Origin of the sequence: Ruegeria sp. Ofav3-42 (assembly GCF_022347725.1) — a bacterium.
Lineage (GTDB): Bacteria > Pseudomonadota > Alphaproteobacteria > Rhodobacterales > Rhodobacteraceae > Ruegeria.
In genome coordinates this window covers 168,023-183,919 of record NZ_JAKRGB010000004.1, presented here as the reverse complement: position 1 = coordinate 183,919, position 15,897 = coordinate 168,023, and the positions used below count along the sequence as shown (strand labels likewise).

Genomic DNA, 15,897 nt, shown 5'->3' with positions numbered 1-15,897 from the left:
AAGGAGGTCACAAGCTATCGAATTGAGTTAAATGAGGTCGGATTCCGCCAGTTCCTTCAGGGCATCGAAGTCCTGGATCATCAGCCCGCCGCGAGAGGCCTCGACGACATTGTCCCGCTTCCACGTGGAGATCGTTTTGGACACGGCCTCGCGCGTGGCCCCCACGAACTCGGCAAGCTCGCTTTGTGACAAGGTGATGCGGTCCACCGGCTCGCCCTGAAGAGCGGAAAGATGCAGCAGTTTGCGCGCCAGACGAATGGGCATCGGCAGGAAGACCTGCTCATTGAGTTGCGAGCCCATCCACCGCATGCGCAGACCAGCCAACCGGATCATGTCGACTGCAAGGTCGGGATGCAGTCGGATCTGGTCCATAACGTCGTTACGGCGAACGCGCAGAACCCGCGATGGTTCGGCCGCCGCGATAGTGGCCGTCCGCGGTCCGCTGTCAAACAGTGCGATCTCGCCGAATACCTCACCGGGCTTCATCAACGTCAAAGACAACTTGCGCCCACTCATAGCCAGAAACGAAACTTCAAGCGTGCCTTCCAGAATGGCATACAGCGCGTCGCCTTCATCCCCTTGCTCGAACAGAACCTCCCCTCGATCCAAGGAAATCTCGGATGCCAGCGCGGAAAGCATCGCCCTTAGCCGGTCTGATGCCTCGGACAGAAAGCCGCTGTTGGGGATTGCCGTCATGTGGTTGAGAGTGCTCCGGCTGCTGGTGTGAGTGGTGCCCCAATGTTCCACAGCCGGGCATTAAAACCAAGGATTTTGTCGGGTCCCACGAAGTTAGGATACGTCGATGACCCGTTTTCCGTGTGAACGCATAGGCAGAATGCGTATTTTGCCGTTTCGCCTATTGGTGGTCGGGGTCATCCATGTAGCTTTGCAGCAGACTGAACTGCAGCATCAGAAATACCATCAACGCGATAGGAAAGGCGAAGGTTTCGATCTTGACCCAAAGGTCGGTGGACATGGTCCGCCACACAAACTCGTTGGCGACCGCCAGAACGGCAAAGCAGCCGCACAGGCGCCGGGTCAGGATCATCCAGCCTTCGTGGCGCATGGGCAGCATCTCGTCCAGAACATAGGCCAGATAGGACTTCCCCTGCAGCAGGCCGATCCCCAGGATCACTGAGAAGAACCCGTAAACCAGCGTGGTTTTCATTTTGAAGAACCGCTCGTCATTGAACCATGCGGTCAATCCGCCGAAGAAAATGACCATGAAGGCGGTGAAAATCTGCATCCGGCTAAGCTTGCCCGTCAGGTACCAGAGGATCCCCATGGCGGCCAGCATCAACGGTACAAATATGATGGTGGCCACGATGAAGCCGGAGTATTCAGTTCCACCGATAATAAAGCTGTCGTCCCGCAGGCGCAGGTAAATGAAGAAAAAGGCCAGCGGGGGGCCAAGCTCCAGCGCCTGTTTCAGAAACGGGTTGATCTCTTTTTTGCCTGACATGTCGGTTTCCTGCTGCTTACCCGCCCATTTCAACTATTACGGCGCCCAATGCAATCAATGCCATTAGCGCAATCCGTCTTGGCCCTACGGTTTCCTTCAAAATCAGCCAACCGATGAGGGCAGCAAACACGGTCGAGGTTTCACGCAGTACGGCGGCTTCGCCAACTTTGTCCAGTCGGGTGGCCAGCATGATCGCTCCGAAGGACATAGGTGCGATGATGCCTCCTGCCAACCCGCGTAACATCAGCGGACCGATGGCGGGGCGGTTGATCATGGCGCGCCATCTGAGGAAGGAATAGATCGGCATGGCGGCCCCGTCGATCATGAAGAACCATGCCAGAAAGGTGAAGGGATCGGCGGTGGCGCGGATACCATAGGCGTCATAGGTGGTGTAGAGCGCGACAAACAGGCCAGTTGCCAAGGCCAGCGCCAGTGCGATGCCCAACGTTTCCCGGTTGGTTTCGAGAAACCGAAAGTTATAGGCGGCCAACCCAAAGATGCCTGCCAGCAGAACCAGAACGCCAAACCATTGCATGCCTGTAAAGGTTTCGCCGAACAGCAGATAGGCGCCGATCACAGTGAACAAAGGACCAGTGCCGCGCACCACCGGGTAAACGACGGTGTAAGATCCTTTGGTATATGCCATTGCCTGAAGCGTCTTGTAGGCAATGTGGATCAGCCAAACGACAGCAAAGATCGGCCACATATAAGGTTCCGGCCACGGCACCACGAAGAACGCAAAGGGGGCCGCCATCAGGCAGTAGCTTGCGTCAATGGCCCCGCGTGACAGCCAGGGGTCGTGGCGACCCTTTTGCAGCGCGCCGAAAACAGCGTGCAGAAAAGCCGCCATCAAAGCGAGACTCAGGGCCAGTTGGTGGCCCGCTTCGGTGCCTTCAAGAGAGATCAGCCAGTCGCTCAAGTGTCAGTCTTTTCGCTGGGTGGAGAGGCTGGGGGTTTTCCACCCCCAGACCCCCGGAAGGTATTTCGGGCCAGATGAAGTTTCGGATCAGCTTTGTTCAAGGCCGGTTAGGGCGGCGGCAAATTCTTCGGGGTCAAAAGGGGCGAGATCGTCGATTTGTTCTCCGACACCAATGGCGTGGATCGGCAGACCGAATTTGTCAGCCAGCGCGACCAAAACGCCGCCTTTGGCGGTGCCGTCGAGTTTGGTCATGACAAGTCCCGATACGTCAGCGAGGTTGCGGAATGTTTCCACTTGGCTCAGCGCGTTCTGGCCGGTTGTGGCGTCCAGAACCAGCAGAGTGTTGTGTGGTGCGGTGTCGTCGACCTTGCGGATGACGCGGACGATCTTGGCTAGCTCCTCCATCAGATCGGCGCGGTTCTGGAGGCGGCCAGCCGTGTCGATCATGAGCAGGTCCGCGCCGTCTTGCTGGGCGCGGGTCAGGGCGTCGAAAGCCAAGGAGGCAGGGTCCGATCCCTCGGGTGCAGTCAGAACGGGTACGCCCGCGCGATCGCCCCAGACCTGCAGCTGTTCGACGGCGGCAGCGCGGAAGGTGTCTCCGGCGGCGATGACGACTTTCTTGCCCGCGGCTTTGAACTGGCTTGCCAGTTTGCCGATAGTCGTGGTTTTGCCCGACCCGTTCACGCCGACGACCAGCACCACTTGGGGGCGTTTGGGGTAGATCGGCAAAGGCTTGGCGACGGGCTCCATCACCCGTGTAACTTCCTGCGCCAGCAACTGTTTGATCTCTTGCGTGGACATTTTTCGGCCCAACCGTCCCTCGGCCATGTTGGAGGTGACGCGCAGCGCGGTGTCCACACCCATATCCGAGGCGATCAGCAGCTCTTCGAGTTGCTCGAGCATGTCGTCATCCAGCGTGCGCCGAATGACGGTTTTTGTTTCGTTGCGACCAAACAGTCGACCGAGAACACCTTTGGATGGCGCAGCCTCGGGCGGGGGTGGGGCAGGCGTGGGATCGGCTGGTGCAGGTTCAGGCGTTTCAACTGGTTGCGGTATGGGCGTTGGGTCCGGGGTTTCCGGCACCGGTTGTGGCACTTCGGGTACCGGTTCGGGCTGCGGCTCGGGCTCGGGGATGATCGGGTCGGGTGCGGCTGTTTCCTCGCCCCCGTCTTCGACAATGGCATCAAGCCCCTGTTCGAGGCGGGACGAGGATTTGAACAGCTTGTCCTTGAGCTTTGAGAAAAACGCCATTTTTGGTCTCCGCAGGTGTTCCCTTCACCTAATGCGGATTTGCGGCAAGTGCAAAGGGTCACGAGAACGCAATGAGCAGCCCCGCCTGCGCGCCCCAATACAGGATCCAGATCATGAAAGGCGTAAATCTCAGGGCCGGATGGCCAGCAGGCAGCAGGAACTTCTCGGTCGCCAGGATCAGATCCGACGCGATGAAGGCCATCGCAGCGGGCAAAGCCCAACGCAAGGTGCCGATTTCAGGCAGGGCAAGAACCGTCGCGCCCATGCCAAGGATGATCGGAATGTACGCCAGAACCGGAATCTTGAGGTCCCCAGCGCGTGGGGCCAACAGTGTTGCGGCGACGATTCCAAGGATGATCAGCGTCCAAAAGATGCCGGGTCTGCCAAAGATCAGGGCCACGTCACTGGCGGGATGGCTTAGAAACAGAGCGATATAGGCCAGATGACCAGCCGCGAAAGCACCGATGCCGGCCATGAAGGTCGACTCCGTTTCGCGCGACAACAGCGCGTCGCCCACGGCGCAGAGGGCCAGCGCTAGGGTCAACAGGATCGGTGCACCGCTTAGCGCTGCTACTAGAGCCAGCAGCGCGACAGAGGCCGTTTTGCAAACAGACCGCAATGCGCTGGCAGGTCGCGGCGACATGGGCAGGTATGTCAGTGCGCTTACGGCGGCAATCCAGAATAAAGCGGTCGTCATAAAAAGTCCCCCTATTGGCGTTTTTCAAGCAACATCACCGGGATCGCATGAACAACTCAAGCAGTGACGTTAAGGCAGGTGTTTGCGGGAAATGCCCCTTGGCGATGCGGAACCGCATCTGACAGAATGCACCCATGCTGATGCGAATTGCGATTCTCTTGATACTGACCGCTCAGGCCGCCGCGGCCCAACCAGCATTGTCGGGGTCCGAATTCGACAAATACACGCGCGGAAAGACTTTGTTCTATGGCTTCCAGGGGACGGTGTACGGGGTCGAACGCTATTTACCCAACCGGCGCGTCATTTGGTCGTTTCTGGACGGAAGGTGCAAGGAGGGCGTCTGGTATGAGCAGGGTGAGCAGATCTGCTTTATATACGAAGACCGTATTGATCCGCAGTGCTGGGTTTTCACTGAAACCGGCGGTGGCCTCATCGCTCAGTTCGAAGGCAATCCGGACATGACGGAATTGTACGAGGCCGAAGACATCGATGAAGAGATGGTCTGCCTTGGCCCCGATGTCGGCGTGTAACAATGCTTTAAATCAGAACAACGATCCTTGATCTGGCGCATCTTTCTTGGAGGATTTCTTCGTGGGTGATCGTGAGGCCGGAACCTGATCGGTCTTCAGCACTCCATCTGCGAACTCGATCTCGAAGGCGCTGTGTTTCGATGCCTGCTCTTTGGTTGTCAGAACCTGATCCTCGGCCCGGACAACGGCGTAACCTCGCTGCAGCGTTGCTTTGTAGCTGAGCGTTTCCCTCAACCGGTCGGCAGCATCCAGCTTTTGCCGCATCCGATCCAGGCGGGTGACCTGCGCTGCATTCATGCGGTCCGCCAAACTGTTGATGTTCTGCCGATGTTGCTGGATTTCCCGCTGGATCGGACGCAGGGACAGACGCGAGGACAGGTTTCGCAGAGCCTCATTTCTGTTCGAAACCAAATTCCGCAATGTAGACGGTCGCAAATGCGCGGACAGTTCGACGACTTGCAGCCGTCGGTTCTGAACGCCGCGCTCCAAAGCAGGTGTGAGTCGATCTGCGATTAAATCAAGCCGTTGGCGCGGTGTGTTCAACAGGCTGTCGGGGCGCGGCAACGCCCGAGACAAATCGCGCAGTCGCTGAGAGCGCCGCTGTACTGCATCCGACGCCGCACGGGACAAGCGTGCGCCTTGCTCGCCAGTCCAGGCCAGCAGTTCCATGCGAACAGGGACAGCAAGCTCAGCGGCGGCTGTTGGTGTCGGTGCGCGACGGTCCGAGACGAAGTCGATCAGAGTCGTGTCCGTTTCGTGGCCTACGGCTGAAATCAAAGGAATGTCAGAAGCGGCTGTTGCTCGCGCGACGATCTCTTCGTTGAACCCCCAAAGGTCTTCGATTGATCCGCCACCACGTGCGACGATGATCAAGTCGGGTCGGGGCAGCGCTCCGCCCGGCGTCAGTTTGTTGAACCCCTCAATCGCCCGCGCAACTTCTGGCGCGCAGTTGGCACCTTGTACAGCAACGGGCCAGATCAGCACCTTGCGCGGGAAACGGTCGCGTAGGCGGTGCAGGATATCCCGGATCACTGCACCCGAAGGCGAAGTCACCACGCCAATAATCTGCGGCAGGTAGGGCAGAGGCTTTTTCCGCTCGGGCGCGAACAGGCCTTCGGCTTCAAGCTGTTTCTTGCGCTTTTCCAGCAGGGCCATCAGGGCACCTTGTCCGGCGACAGCGACCTCATCGACATTCAGGTTGTATTTTGACTGAGCGCCAAAGGCTGTCAGGCGGCCGGTGACGACAACCTCCAGGCCTTCCTCGGGAACGACCGACAGACCGGAAATCTGACTTTTCCAGGTGGTGCAGGCAAGAACATTCCGGTCGTCCTTGATGTCATAGTAAAGGTGGCCCGAGCGCGCCTTGAACACACGACCGACCTCACCACGCACACGGATTCGCCCAAACGTGCCTTCGAGCGTGCGTTTCACCTCGCCCGAGATGTCCGAAACGGTGTATTCAGGGGTATTTTGGCCCGGGATCGGGTCATCAAGCAGGTCGGACATTTCAGCGCCTTGTGTCAAATGCCCGGCCAGCTTAGAACGCCCGGAAGGCGAGGCCAAGCAGATCGGAGACCTTCATGAACATCCTCATTCTCGGTAGCGGCGGGCGCGAACACAGTCTCGCCTGGGCGGTGATGCAAAACCCCAAATGTGACCGCCTGATCGTGGCACCGGGAAATGCCGGGATCGCTCAAATCGCCGAGTGCGCAGCGTTGGATATCGAAAACGGCGGCGCGGTTGTCAGCTTTGCCGAGGAGAACGCGATTGATTTCGTGATCGTTGGCCCCGAGGCCCCCTTGGCCGCTGGAGTCGCGGACCGACTGCGCGAAGCGGGCGTTCTGGTCTTTGGCCCGTCTGCTGATGCGGCTCAACTGGAGGCGTCAAAGAGCTTTACCAAGGAAATCTGTGACGCCTCGAATGCGCCCACAGCCGCCTATGCCCGGTTCACCGATGCCGAACCCGCCAAGAGCTATATTCGCGAACAAGGCGCGCCAATCGTAGTCAAGGCCGACGGTCTTGCCGCTGGTAAGGGCGTGATCGTCGCGATGGACGAACAGACGGCGTTGGACGCCATTGATTACATGTTCGGTGGAGCGTTCGGAGGTGCGGGCGCTGAAGTGGTCATCGAGGAATTCATGGAGGGCGAAGAAGCGTCGTTGTTCGTGTTGTGCGATGGCGAGGACATTCTGTCCATCGGAACCGCACAGGACCACAAGCGAGTCGGAGAGGGCGACACAGGCTTGAACACCGGCGGTATGGGTGCGTATTCCCCCGCGCCGGTTCTGAGTGCCGAGATCGAAACGCGCGCGATGGAAGAGATCGTACGCCCGACAATGGCCGAAATGAAGCGCCGCGGCATGCCGTTTCAGGGGGTTTTGTACGCGGGCCTGATGATCAAGGACGGTCAGCCTCGGTTGGTTGAGTACAATGTTCGATTTGGCGATCCGGAATGTCAGGTCCTGATGATGCGGCTTGGAGCGCAGGTTTTGGATCTAATGCACGCCGCTGCCGAAGGGCGGTTGAGCGAGACGCAGGTGAACTGGGCTGATGACCACGCAATGACGGTTGTGATGGCGGCGCAGGGTTACCCGGGAAACTATGAAAAAGGATCCGTAATCAAAGGATTGGATGCGCTTCCTGAAAACAGCAGCAATATGGTGTTTCATGCCGGCACCAAGGCCGTTGATGGGCAGGTACGGGCGTCAGGCGGACGAGTTCTGAACGTAACCGCACGCGGTGATACGCTAAAAGAGGCGCGGGATCGGGCTTATGCGATGGTCGAAGGTGTTGATTGGCCAGAAGGCTTCTATCGTCGCGACATTGGCTGGCGGGCGCTGTGAGGGACTGATCGGCCAGGGGGCTTTGCCCCCTCGGCCTGCGGCCTCACCCCCAAGGTATTTTTAGCCAGATGAAGAAGCGGATCAGCAGGTCATGGCACGTTTCAGGCTCTTGGGGCCAGTGAAGGGGCCGAGATCGGTGGTGGCCCATTCGTTTACGTGTGAGACGCTGATGATACGCGTCCAATTGCCATTGACGAGTATCAATTCGGGTGTGTCGCTGCAGTCATTCAGGCCGCTTGAGATAAAGTCTTCACCGATGCGATGATTGGTGAGGTTGGGCAGCGAGGCGATCTCGGTCAGCTTGCCATTTTCGAAGCGCCAGATGCGTAGGGTTTTGGCCAAATGCGGGCGGTCGACATAGGCAATTTCGACATTGCCATCCCCATCCAAGTCGGCGGCTCCAACCGGAGCAAGCCAGCGGAAGCGGGTGCCGATATGGGGCGTTGCGGCGATCTTTTCGCCGCGCGAGTCGTAGATTGCCAGCTGTGCACCTTCATAAACGCTGGATTCGACGACGATGACTTCGGATGTGCCGTCCTGGTCGATATCGACGATGCGCGGTTCAAGATCTTCGAAGACGCGATCAAGCGGCAGTTTGATCGTGATTGTCGAGTATTTGTAAACCGGCTGGATCAGCAGTCCCTGAGACGCGGCGTTGGAAGTCTTTATTTCCAGCGCGCCATATTCGATATCGTCGCCCAATACACCATGGGCGTAGCGATCCGTTGGTTCTGTAAAGCGTGCACTTATCGCAGTGTCAGAGATCGCGGGAGCCACTCCAGCCAGCCACGCGTACAACCCCAACAGCGCGCCGCGTGCCCGACATTGCCAAATGCGGACGGGCAGGCGCGGCGCTTTGGGAGGCATCAGATTTGCTTTTCGGGCATCTGAACGACGAGGCCATCCAATTCGTCGGTGACTTTGATCTGGCAGGTCAGGCGAGAACGGGCCGGGTCAGGCTCGTAGGCGAAGTCCAGCATGTCCTCTTCCATGTCGTCCTTGGCCGGAACCTTCTCGACCCAGTCGGGGTGGATATAGACATGGCAGGTCGAACAGGCGCAGGCGCCGCCGCAGTCGGCTTCGATGCCGGGGATGTTGTTGTCACGGGCACCTTCCATGACGGTCAGGCCGTTGGCGACGTCGACTGTGTGTTCGGTACCGCCGTGCTCGACATAGGTGATCTTTGCCATTGCGTGCGTCTTCCTCTTTCGCTTGTCGATTTCTTCCTTAGTGAAGGCGTTTACGTCTTTCCAGTATCATTTGCGACTCGCCGCGCCGCCTCTGGACTTTCCTTACGTATGTTCTATTTTTGTTCCCATGATTGTGCTGTCTGCCCGCCCTGCGGTTTCGAACCGAGATTGGCCGCGCCCGCCCGCGTGCCTGCCTGCCAAGCGGCTGGACGACCCGCCCGAGGGTGCGCTGGTGACTGTTGCGGGGCTGGTGATCCTGCGGCAGAGGCCGGGGACGGCCAAGGGGGTGATCTTTGTCACGCTTGAGGATGAGACCGGCATCGTGAACGTGGTGGTTTGGCGCAAGATCTACGAGCAATTCCGCCGTGCAGTGATTTCGGGGAGGCTGCTGCGGGTCACGGGCCGCATGCAGCGGGCACATTCGGTCACCCATGTGATCGCGGAAGAGGTCGAGGATATCTCAGGGATGCTGGACGTACTGGTGCGGGGGGAGCATTAACCGCCAACATAATGGCAGGCGCCTGCCACACTGAAGTCAGCTGGCTGGAAACGTCATGATTTCGCCAAAATTAAGTGAAGAAAGTACTGCAACTTAAAGGCGATAAATTATGAACAACAAGTATTTATACCGTATTGTCCGATTGCGCAGGCTCATCATAGCCTGTCTTTTGGCCATATTCGCACAATGGGCAATCGGCTGGTGGCTCTTTGGGCCTTCTGTATTGCTACAAGACCCCCCGATCCAAGCTGGCGTGGCCCTGTTCTGTATCGCGGTCATTATGGCTTTAGTGCTCACTTATCCGCGCGTCTGGTGGGAAACGCTTACCACTGCAATGGTGCTTGGGCTCGTTCTGATGCTATTTCCACTATTCGAAGCCTTACCGGCAACCGCGCCGGACCATAATCGCGGACAAGCCACCGCCTGGCTGATATTCGGTGTCGTGTTCGGCGGAATTTTTTTGTGGCTCGGACTGAATTGGTTACCCAATACCTTTGAGAAGTACTCTTTCGGAAGCAAACGAATGCATTCGCGCATTCGAACGGACATACCTCCGAATGAGGCGTTCAAAATTCTCAAATCTACACCAAACAGCACCAATGACCGCACAAAATCTGGCCCTGTGGGTGAGAATGGGCTCTTCCACGTTAACACCAAAATAAACACCGTGAACGCTGAGACCCTCGAGCCAGAGGTCGAGATGATGAGCTATTACTGTAGGATAGAGCAGGAGGATGACCTCAATCAGGTAATATCAGTATATCATGAGATTGATGGAGAGTCGCGGGTTGAGGTCGAATATCTCAGCGTCCGTCGAGCGGGTCGAATGACAATTTGTGAAAAACGCACAGTATTCGACCGCGCCAATATTCACGCGGAAGTAGGCTTCTGGCTAACAGACTTTGCAGGTGACCATATGCACGGGCAGTTGATGCGGGCACAAGGCCGCAAATCTGTTGCGCTGGTCGATCTGCCCCATACCTCTCCACTGGTTGGACTTGCACGGTTTTTTGAGCAATTCAACGACGACCCTCCAAGTCGCAGCGGTGGGTCAGCTTAGAAGCAATGAATTTGTCATGACCACAGCTCAGGTAATTTTCTCACCGTTTGAACAAAACCCCTTGCGCCTGTTTGTCCCTATGATCGCCTCGAAGCTCGGCGTGTAGTGCGCGCCCTGCCTGAACCCCCGGGCGGGCGCTCACAGTTTCAAGCCATCGGGTGAAATGTGGCTTGTCCTCCAATACCTGCTGCTGGCCCTCCCACAGACTAGCCCAGCCCCAGATCGACATATCGGCGATCGAGTAGAAATCACCCGCGACGTATTCGTTTTCGGCCAGCCGCCGGTCCAGCACGCCGTACAGACGTCCGACCTCTGCCCTATAGCGGTCTTTTGCGTAGGGCAGGTCTTGGGGCGGGTCCATGTTGGGGGCATATTTCAGGAAGTGATGCGCCTGACCCGCCATCGGGCCGACGCCGCCCATCTGCCACATCAGCCATTCCTCGACTGCGATCCGATCACGCTCGGTTTTCCCATAGAAGCGCCCGGTTTTGCGAGCCAGATACATCAGGATCGCGCCGCTTTCGAATACTGAGACCGGTTCGCCGTCCGGGCCGTCGGGGTCGACGATGGCAGGCATGCGGTTGTTGGGGGCGATCTTCAGGAATTCGGGGTCGAACTGATCGCCTTTGCCGATATTGATCAGGTGGGTGATGTAGGGCAGCTCCATCTCTTCCAAAGCGATGGATACCTTCCAGCCATTCGGCGTGGGCCAGAAATACAGGTCGATCATGGCGTCTCCTCAAGTTGAGAAGATCATGAGGCTTTCTGTGCAAACGGCAAGAGGTCGTACGGGCAGGGCAGAGCAAAAAGCCGTGACCAACGGCGATCAGACTGTTCCGGGACGCCGCCGCGCAGTTGGTGCAGGCTCAGGTGGTCCTGATTGCGCAACAGAGCATTGTAGACGCGCAGAACGCCGGGGCGGGTATAACTGGACCAGTGACAGACACGGCGTTGCGGGGTACCGACCGGGAAAATCATGCGCGACAGATGTTCAAGTGTGTCATGGCAGTCGATCTGCAAGGTCACCGCGTTTGGAGCTTCGAACCCAAGGCCGATGCTGCGGTCGCCGCGTTTGGGTGGCTGGATCAGCCATTCATACATGAAATCGAACACGTCGTTTTCCCGGCTGGTCACGTTGATGAACTCGGCCTGTCGACCTGCCGGGGTTTCCAGCGCGCTCAGCGTCCGGCTTTGATAGGCGGCGCCGGTCATCGAAATGATGCGGTTCAGAGATCCGGGTTGGATGTAGTGCAGAGCTTCCAGCGCCAGTTCCGTACCCATCGAATGCCCGATGAAATGGATCGGCCGATTCGGGTTGAGACGGCGCAGGTAGCGGACCATATCGGCAAGCGCGCGACCAGCTTCCACAGCACGCCGACGCGCCGCCCACAATGGTCCCTGCGCATTCCATCCAAAGGCGATGCCCAGGCCCTCATCATCGAAACCGGAGCCAAAGCCCAGTTGCTGCGGCCAACTGGGGCAATGCCAAGGCGTTGGCGTTGGGTGGAAAGCCAAAATATGTCGGTGCGGGCAGGCTTTGCCGTCTTCTGGCCGGTATTTGTATCCGTGGGTCATGATGATGACCGGCCCTTGCGTATCGCGTGTTTGCCGCAAGACACTGCGCGGGGATCGGGGGCTACGGTGCAGGGTGACGGTGTCACCGATGGCATTGATCCTGACTACTGGCATGACTTTGCCTCACACAATATGTTGTGGTGTCGATCTGCCATAACGCTATGACGCTTTGGTGAAAGAGCGGTTACAGAACCGTGACGTTGTCCCAGTCGGGGTTGACGAATTCGCAAGTGCGGCGTAAGGGCAACGGCACCACGTGGCGATTTGTTACCGGATTGCGGGCCACGCTAAACAAAACCGCTAAAAGGTCAGGATGAAAGGCCCCTTTCGCTTGACCGCGTCTGGGGTTTTTTTGATGCCCTTGCCTGACAAGGGTCGAGAGGAATGAGATGAGCGAGAGCTGGAATAAACGCACCCAAGCCGTCCATGGCGGCACCCGTCGCAGCCAATACAATGAGGTCAGCGAAGCGATCTTTCTGACGCAGGGCTTTGTCTATGAGACAGCCGAGCAGGCCGAGGCACGGTTCATCGAAACCGGCCCGGACGAGTTCATCTATGCCCGCTACGGCAACCCGACCGTGTCGATGTTTGAGCAGCGCATCGCCGCGTTGGAAGGGGGCGAGGACGCTTTCGCCACGGCTTCCGGTATGGCTGCGGTAAACGCTGCGCTGACTTCGATGCTGAAGGCGGGCGATCATGTGGTGTCGGCCAAGGCTTTGTTCGGGTCGTGTCTGTACATCCTCGAGAACATCCTGACACGCTTTGGGGTCGAGGTTACGTTTGTGGACGGCACTGATCTGGACGCATGGCAGGCTGCTATTCGGCCAGACACAAAGGCGGTGTTCTTCGAATCCATGTCGAACCCAACGCTTGAGGTGATCGACATCGCGGCAGTTGCCGAACTGGCTCATGCGGTTGGTGCGCTTGTGATTGTGGACAATGTGTTTTCCACACCGGTCTTCTCGCGCGCGATCGCGCAGGGGGCCGATGTCGTCGTCTATTCCGCGACCAAGCATATCGACGGGCAGGGGCGCGCCCTGGGCGGTGTCATCATCGGTACCAAGGACTTCATCCGTGGAACCGTCGAACCCTATCTGAAACATACCGGCGGCGCGCTGAGCCCGTTCAATGCGTGGATCATGCTGAAAGGGCTGGAGACGATGGCGCTGCGCGTTAATGCTCAGGCCGAAACGGCGCTGGTTATTGCCGAAGCACTGGAAGGGCATTCGGCGCTGGAACGTACCCTGTATCCCGGCCTGAAAACCCACGCTCAGAACGCGTTGGTTCAGACCCAGCTGGGCGGCAAGGGCGGAACCGTTCTGTCGCTGGATATCAAAGGCGGTAAAGATGCTGCGTTTGCATTCCTGAACGCGCTGACAATCCCGGTGATCTCGAACAATCTGGGGGATGCCAAGTCGATCGCGACGCACCCGGCCACCACTACTCACCAGCGGCTTAGTGATGAGCAGAAAGACGAGCTGGGCATTACACCCGGCCTCATCCGCTTCTCCGTCGGATTGGAAGATGCTGGCGATCTGCTGGCAGACATCAAACACGCCTTGGATGTGTCGCAACGTTAACAGCGACGGCGGTTTACTGAAATCCGGATCGAACGTAAGTGAAAATGACGCAACTCATGCGTCATTCGCCGAATTTCGATCCGGACTGTGATTTCCAGCGTATAAAGCTACACTGGAAAACGCGCCGGAGCTGTATATAGTCCGGCGATCAACCGAGGAACCCGATCGATGAACGTGCACCCCCGCGACATTGAGGACACGCCTGACAACGACGAAGCCGAAGCCGCTCTGAAGACATTGCGGAAATGGGCCGAGTCAGCGACCGAAACCGAGATCAGTCAGCTGGACCCGGCGATTGCTCGGCTGGTGCCTGGTCTGGTTCCGGTGAATTACCCATCGTTGTCGCGCAACTACCCCGAGGGGTTCACGGTCGACAGTGCATACCGCGCCACATTGCCGGACCTGCAAAACGGTCCGTCCAGTCTGATCCGCGGTGCCAAGCAACAGATCCAGCACGTCGGGATTTCCAATTTCCGCCTGCCGATCCGGTTTCATCGCAAGCATGGCGAAGACTTGACGCTCGAAACTTCGATTACCGGAACGGTCAGCCTTGATGCCGAAAAGAAGGGCATCAACATGTCCCGGATCATGCGATCATTCTACAAGCATGCCGAACGCACCTTCAGCTTTGAGGTGATGGAAGCAGCGCTTGATGACTACATATCCGATTTGGACAGTTTCGACGCACGTATCCAGATGCGGTTTTCTTATCCTGACCGGGTAAAAAGCCTGCGGTCGGGCCTGGAAGGGTACCAGTATTATGACATCGCGCTGGAACTGGTAGAGCAGGGCGGCGTGCGTCAGAAGATCATGCATCTGGACTATGTTTACTCTTCGACTTGCCCATGTTCGCTGGAACTCAGCGAACACGCGCGTTCGACCCGTGGGCAACTGGCCACGCCGCATTCGCAGCGGTCGGTGGCCCGGATTTCGGTCGTGGTCGATTGTGATGCGGATTGTCTGTGGTTCGAAGACCTGATCGCCATTTGTCGACGTGCGGTGCCGACGGAAACGCAGGTGATGGTCAAACGCGAAGACGAACAGGCCTTTGCCGAGCTCAATGCCGCCAACCCGATTTTCGTTGAAGATGCCGCCCGTCTGTTCTGTGCCGAGTTGCTGGCCGACCACCATGTCGGCGATTTCCGCGTGGTTGCCAGCCATCAGGAAAGCCTGCACAGCCATGACGCGGTCTCGGTTCTGACCGAAGGTCCGACCTTTGTTTCCGCCAGCCTGGACCCAAGGATGTTCAGCACTCTGTTCCACGTCGGATGACGGGCCAGAATAGATCGTTAAAGTATCAAAATTAGACTAACGGCGGTTTTCCGCCGCAGTGCAGCGAATATTGCTGCGCTCGCACAGTTGTTCGCGGTACACTGGCGCGGAATGCAGCCGTGGCAGGTGCGCATTGTTTGCAGGGTCTGCCACCCTGAAAGGAAGCTGAGACGTGCGACGCTCAGAACTGCTTGACTGCGCAATCCGCCCGAGAGATCGGGACGGGCAGGGTCCTTCACTCTTTTGTCGGCTGCATCGCTTTCAGAGGAGAACTAACGTATGAATCCGATTTCCCAACCGCTGGAGTTTCAGGCTGCGGCCATTCGAATGGCCGGATATGCGGTTAGCAACCAAATGAAAATAATGCAGATTTTGACCCGCTCGGCGATGGAACTGCCGTTTGTGTCAGTGCACGCTTTGCACGCGTCAGCCTCGGCTCCGGCACCGGTTGCACCATCGGAACAGGTCAAGCCAAAGGCCAAACCGGCCGCCAAGGCCAAACCAGCACCGGTCGCGAAACCCAAGCCGGTCGCCCGCAAGAAAACGGTTGCCAAGCCAAAGGTCGAATCACCCAAGCCAGCCGCGACTAAGACGGCTCCGGTGGCGGCAAAAACTGCCGAGGTTGTAGACAAGCCGGTGGCAAAACCCGCCGTCGCGAAAAAGCGGTCGGCACCGAAACCGGCAGTAGCGGCGAAACCAAAGCCGGTGGCGCAAAAACCGGCAGTTGCGAAAACGGCTGAACCTAAAGTTCAGGCCGCCAAGCCGGCGACCCCTCAGGTGAGTGCCAAAGCCGAGGCTCCAAAGGCTCCGGTCAAGCCAGCCGTCAAACCGGTTGTGGCCAAGCCGGCAAACGCAAACCCGTCGGTTGCTGCGTCTGACGCTGCAAAACCGGCAACGTCACAGGCATCTGCGGCCCCGGCGCGTCGTACCCGCGCACCGTCCAAACCGCCTGTAATGCCAACACCTGCGGCTAAAACGGAAGAGTAAAACCGGACACCGCTTGACACAGTCGTGCAGGC

The 15,897-nt window shown here is 58.1% G+C and carries 17 protein-coding genes and 1 riboswitch; of the genes, 7 read left to right on the top strand and 10 right to left on the bottom strand.

The window, feature by feature from the left end:
• Positions 1-27: 27 nt before the first annotated feature.
• From MHN28_RS08505 to MHN28_RS08485, 5 genes are all read right to left on the bottom strand, one after another.
• Positions 28-696 carry a Crp/Fnr family transcriptional regulator gene (locus MHN28_RS08505; RefSeq protein ID WP_239337961.1) on the bottom strand — a complete coding sequence of 223 codons (669 nt, stop codon included), beginning with the start codon at positions 694-696 and terminating at the stop codon, positions 28-30.
• 160 nt (positions 697-856) lie between these two features.
• The gene (locus MHN28_RS08500; RefSeq protein WP_239337960.1) at positions 857-1,462 is read right to left on the bottom strand and encodes an inner membrane-spanning protein YciB; all 606 of its coding nucleotides are present in this window, start codon (positions 1,460-1,462) and stop codon (positions 857-859) included.
• A gap of 16 nt (positions 1,463-1,478) precedes the next feature.
• The gene (locus tag MHN28_RS08495) at positions 1,479-2,381 is read right to left on the bottom strand and encodes an EamA family transporter (protein ID WP_239337959.1); all 903 of its coding nucleotides are present in this window, start codon (positions 2,379-2,381) and stop codon (positions 1,479-1,481) included.
• An 87-nt stretch (positions 2,382-2,468) separates the two neighbouring features.
• The gene (gene ftsY / locus MHN28_RS08490) at positions 2,469-3,632 is read right to left on the bottom strand and encodes a signal recognition particle-docking protein FtsY (protein ID WP_239337958.1); all 1,164 of its coding nucleotides are present in this window, start codon (positions 3,630-3,632) and stop codon (positions 2,469-2,471) included.
• A gap of 58 nt (positions 3,633-3,690) precedes the next feature.
• Positions 3,691-4,329 carry a lysoplasmalogenase gene (locus MHN28_RS08485; protein ID WP_239337956.1) on the bottom strand — a complete coding sequence of 213 codons (639 nt, stop codon included), beginning with the start codon at positions 4,327-4,329 and terminating at the stop codon, positions 3,691-3,693.
• Between the two features lie 140 nt (positions 4,330-4,469).
• Here MHN28_RS08485 and MHN28_RS08480 point away from each other — a divergent pair, with 140 nt between their 5' ends.
• A complete protein-coding gene (locus tag MHN28_RS08480) occupies positions 4,470-4,859 on the top strand; it encodes a hypothetical protein (RefSeq protein WP_239338186.1) in 390 nt (129 codons plus the stop codon).
• 12 nt (positions 4,860-4,871) lie between these two features.
• On the opposite strand, the gene xseA is transcribed toward MHN28_RS08480, so the two are convergent.
• Positions 4,872-6,365 carry an exodeoxyribonuclease VII large subunit gene (gene xseA / locus MHN28_RS08475; protein WP_239337954.1) on the bottom strand — a complete coding sequence of 498 codons (1,494 nt, stop codon included), beginning with the start codon at positions 6,363-6,365 and terminating at the stop codon, positions 4,872-4,874.
• 74 nt (positions 6,366-6,439) lie between these two features.
• Between xseA and purD the strand changes: the two genes are divergently transcribed.
• The gene (gene purD / locus MHN28_RS08470; protein WP_239337952.1) at positions 6,440-7,702 is read left to right on the top strand and encodes a phosphoribosylamine--glycine ligase; all 1,263 of its coding nucleotides are present in this window, start codon (positions 6,440-6,442) and stop codon (positions 7,700-7,702) included.
• Positions 7,703-7,783: 81 nt separating this feature from the next.
• On the opposite strand, the gene MHN28_RS08465 is transcribed toward purD, so the two are convergent.
• Complete coding sequence (locus MHN28_RS08465) at positions 7,784-8,569, bottom strand: VCBS repeat-containing protein (protein ID WP_239337950.1); 786 nt, start codon at positions 8,567-8,569, stop codon at positions 7,784-7,786.
• Positions 8,569-8,892 (bottom strand): 2Fe-2S iron-sulfur cluster-binding protein, encoded by a 324-nt coding sequence (locus tag MHN28_RS08460; RefSeq protein WP_239337948.1) that lies wholly within the window; start codon positions 8,890-8,892, stop codon positions 8,569-8,571. Before MHN28_RS08460 ends, MHN28_RS08465 begins: the two co-directional genes overlap by 1 nt.
• A gap of 127 nt (positions 8,893-9,019) precedes the next feature.
• Between MHN28_RS08460 and MHN28_RS08455 the strand changes: the two genes are divergently transcribed.
• Entirely contained in the window at positions 9,020-9,391 is a 372-nt protein-coding gene (locus tag MHN28_RS08455) for an OB-fold nucleic acid binding domain-containing protein (RefSeq protein ID WP_239337946.1), read from the top strand.
• A 109-nt stretch (positions 9,392-9,500) separates the two neighbouring features.
• A complete protein-coding gene (locus MHN28_RS08450) occupies positions 9,501-10,451 on the top strand; it encodes a hypothetical protein (protein ID WP_239337943.1) in 951 nt (316 codons plus the stop codon).
• 40 nt (positions 10,452-10,491) lie between these two features.
• Here the strand turns inward: MHN28_RS08450 and MHN28_RS08445 are convergent, their stop codons facing one another.
• Together MHN28_RS08445 and MHN28_RS08440 are read right to left on the bottom strand one after the other, a co-directional pair.
• Positions 10,492-11,181: a glutathione S-transferase N-terminal domain-containing protein gene (locus MHN28_RS08445; RefSeq protein ID WP_239337941.1), complete on the bottom strand. Its 690-nt coding sequence runs from the start codon at positions 11,179-11,181 to the stop codon at positions 10,492-10,494.
• A 23-nt stretch (positions 11,182-11,204) separates the two neighbouring features.
• A complete protein-coding gene (locus tag MHN28_RS08440; RefSeq protein WP_239337940.1) occupies positions 11,205-12,140 on the bottom strand; it encodes an alpha/beta fold hydrolase in 936 nt (311 codons plus the stop codon).
• A gap of 132 nt (positions 12,141-12,272) precedes the next feature.
• Positions 12,273-12,350, top strand: a riboswitch (SAM riboswitch).
• Between the two features lie 65 nt (positions 12,351-12,415).
• Here MHN28_RS08440 and metZ point away from each other — a divergent pair.
• From metZ to MHN28_RS08425, 3 genes are all read left to right on the top strand, one after another.
• On the top strand, positions 12,416-13,606 hold the full coding sequence (gene metZ / locus MHN28_RS08435) for an O-succinylhomoserine sulfhydrylase (protein WP_239337939.1): 1,191 nt from the start codon (positions 12,416-12,418) through the stop codon (positions 13,604-13,606).
• A 168-nt stretch (positions 13,607-13,774) separates the two neighbouring features.
• Complete coding sequence (folE2, locus tag MHN28_RS08430; RefSeq protein ID WP_239337938.1) at positions 13,775-14,878, top strand: GTP cyclohydrolase FolE2; 1,104 nt, start codon at positions 13,775-13,777, stop codon at positions 14,876-14,878.
• 279 nt (positions 14,879-15,157) lie between these two features.
• On the top strand, positions 15,158-15,865 hold the full coding sequence (locus MHN28_RS08425) for a hypothetical protein (protein ID WP_239337937.1): 708 nt from the start codon (positions 15,158-15,160) through the stop codon (positions 15,863-15,865).
• The last annotated feature ends 32 nt before the right edge of the window (positions 15,866-15,897 follow it).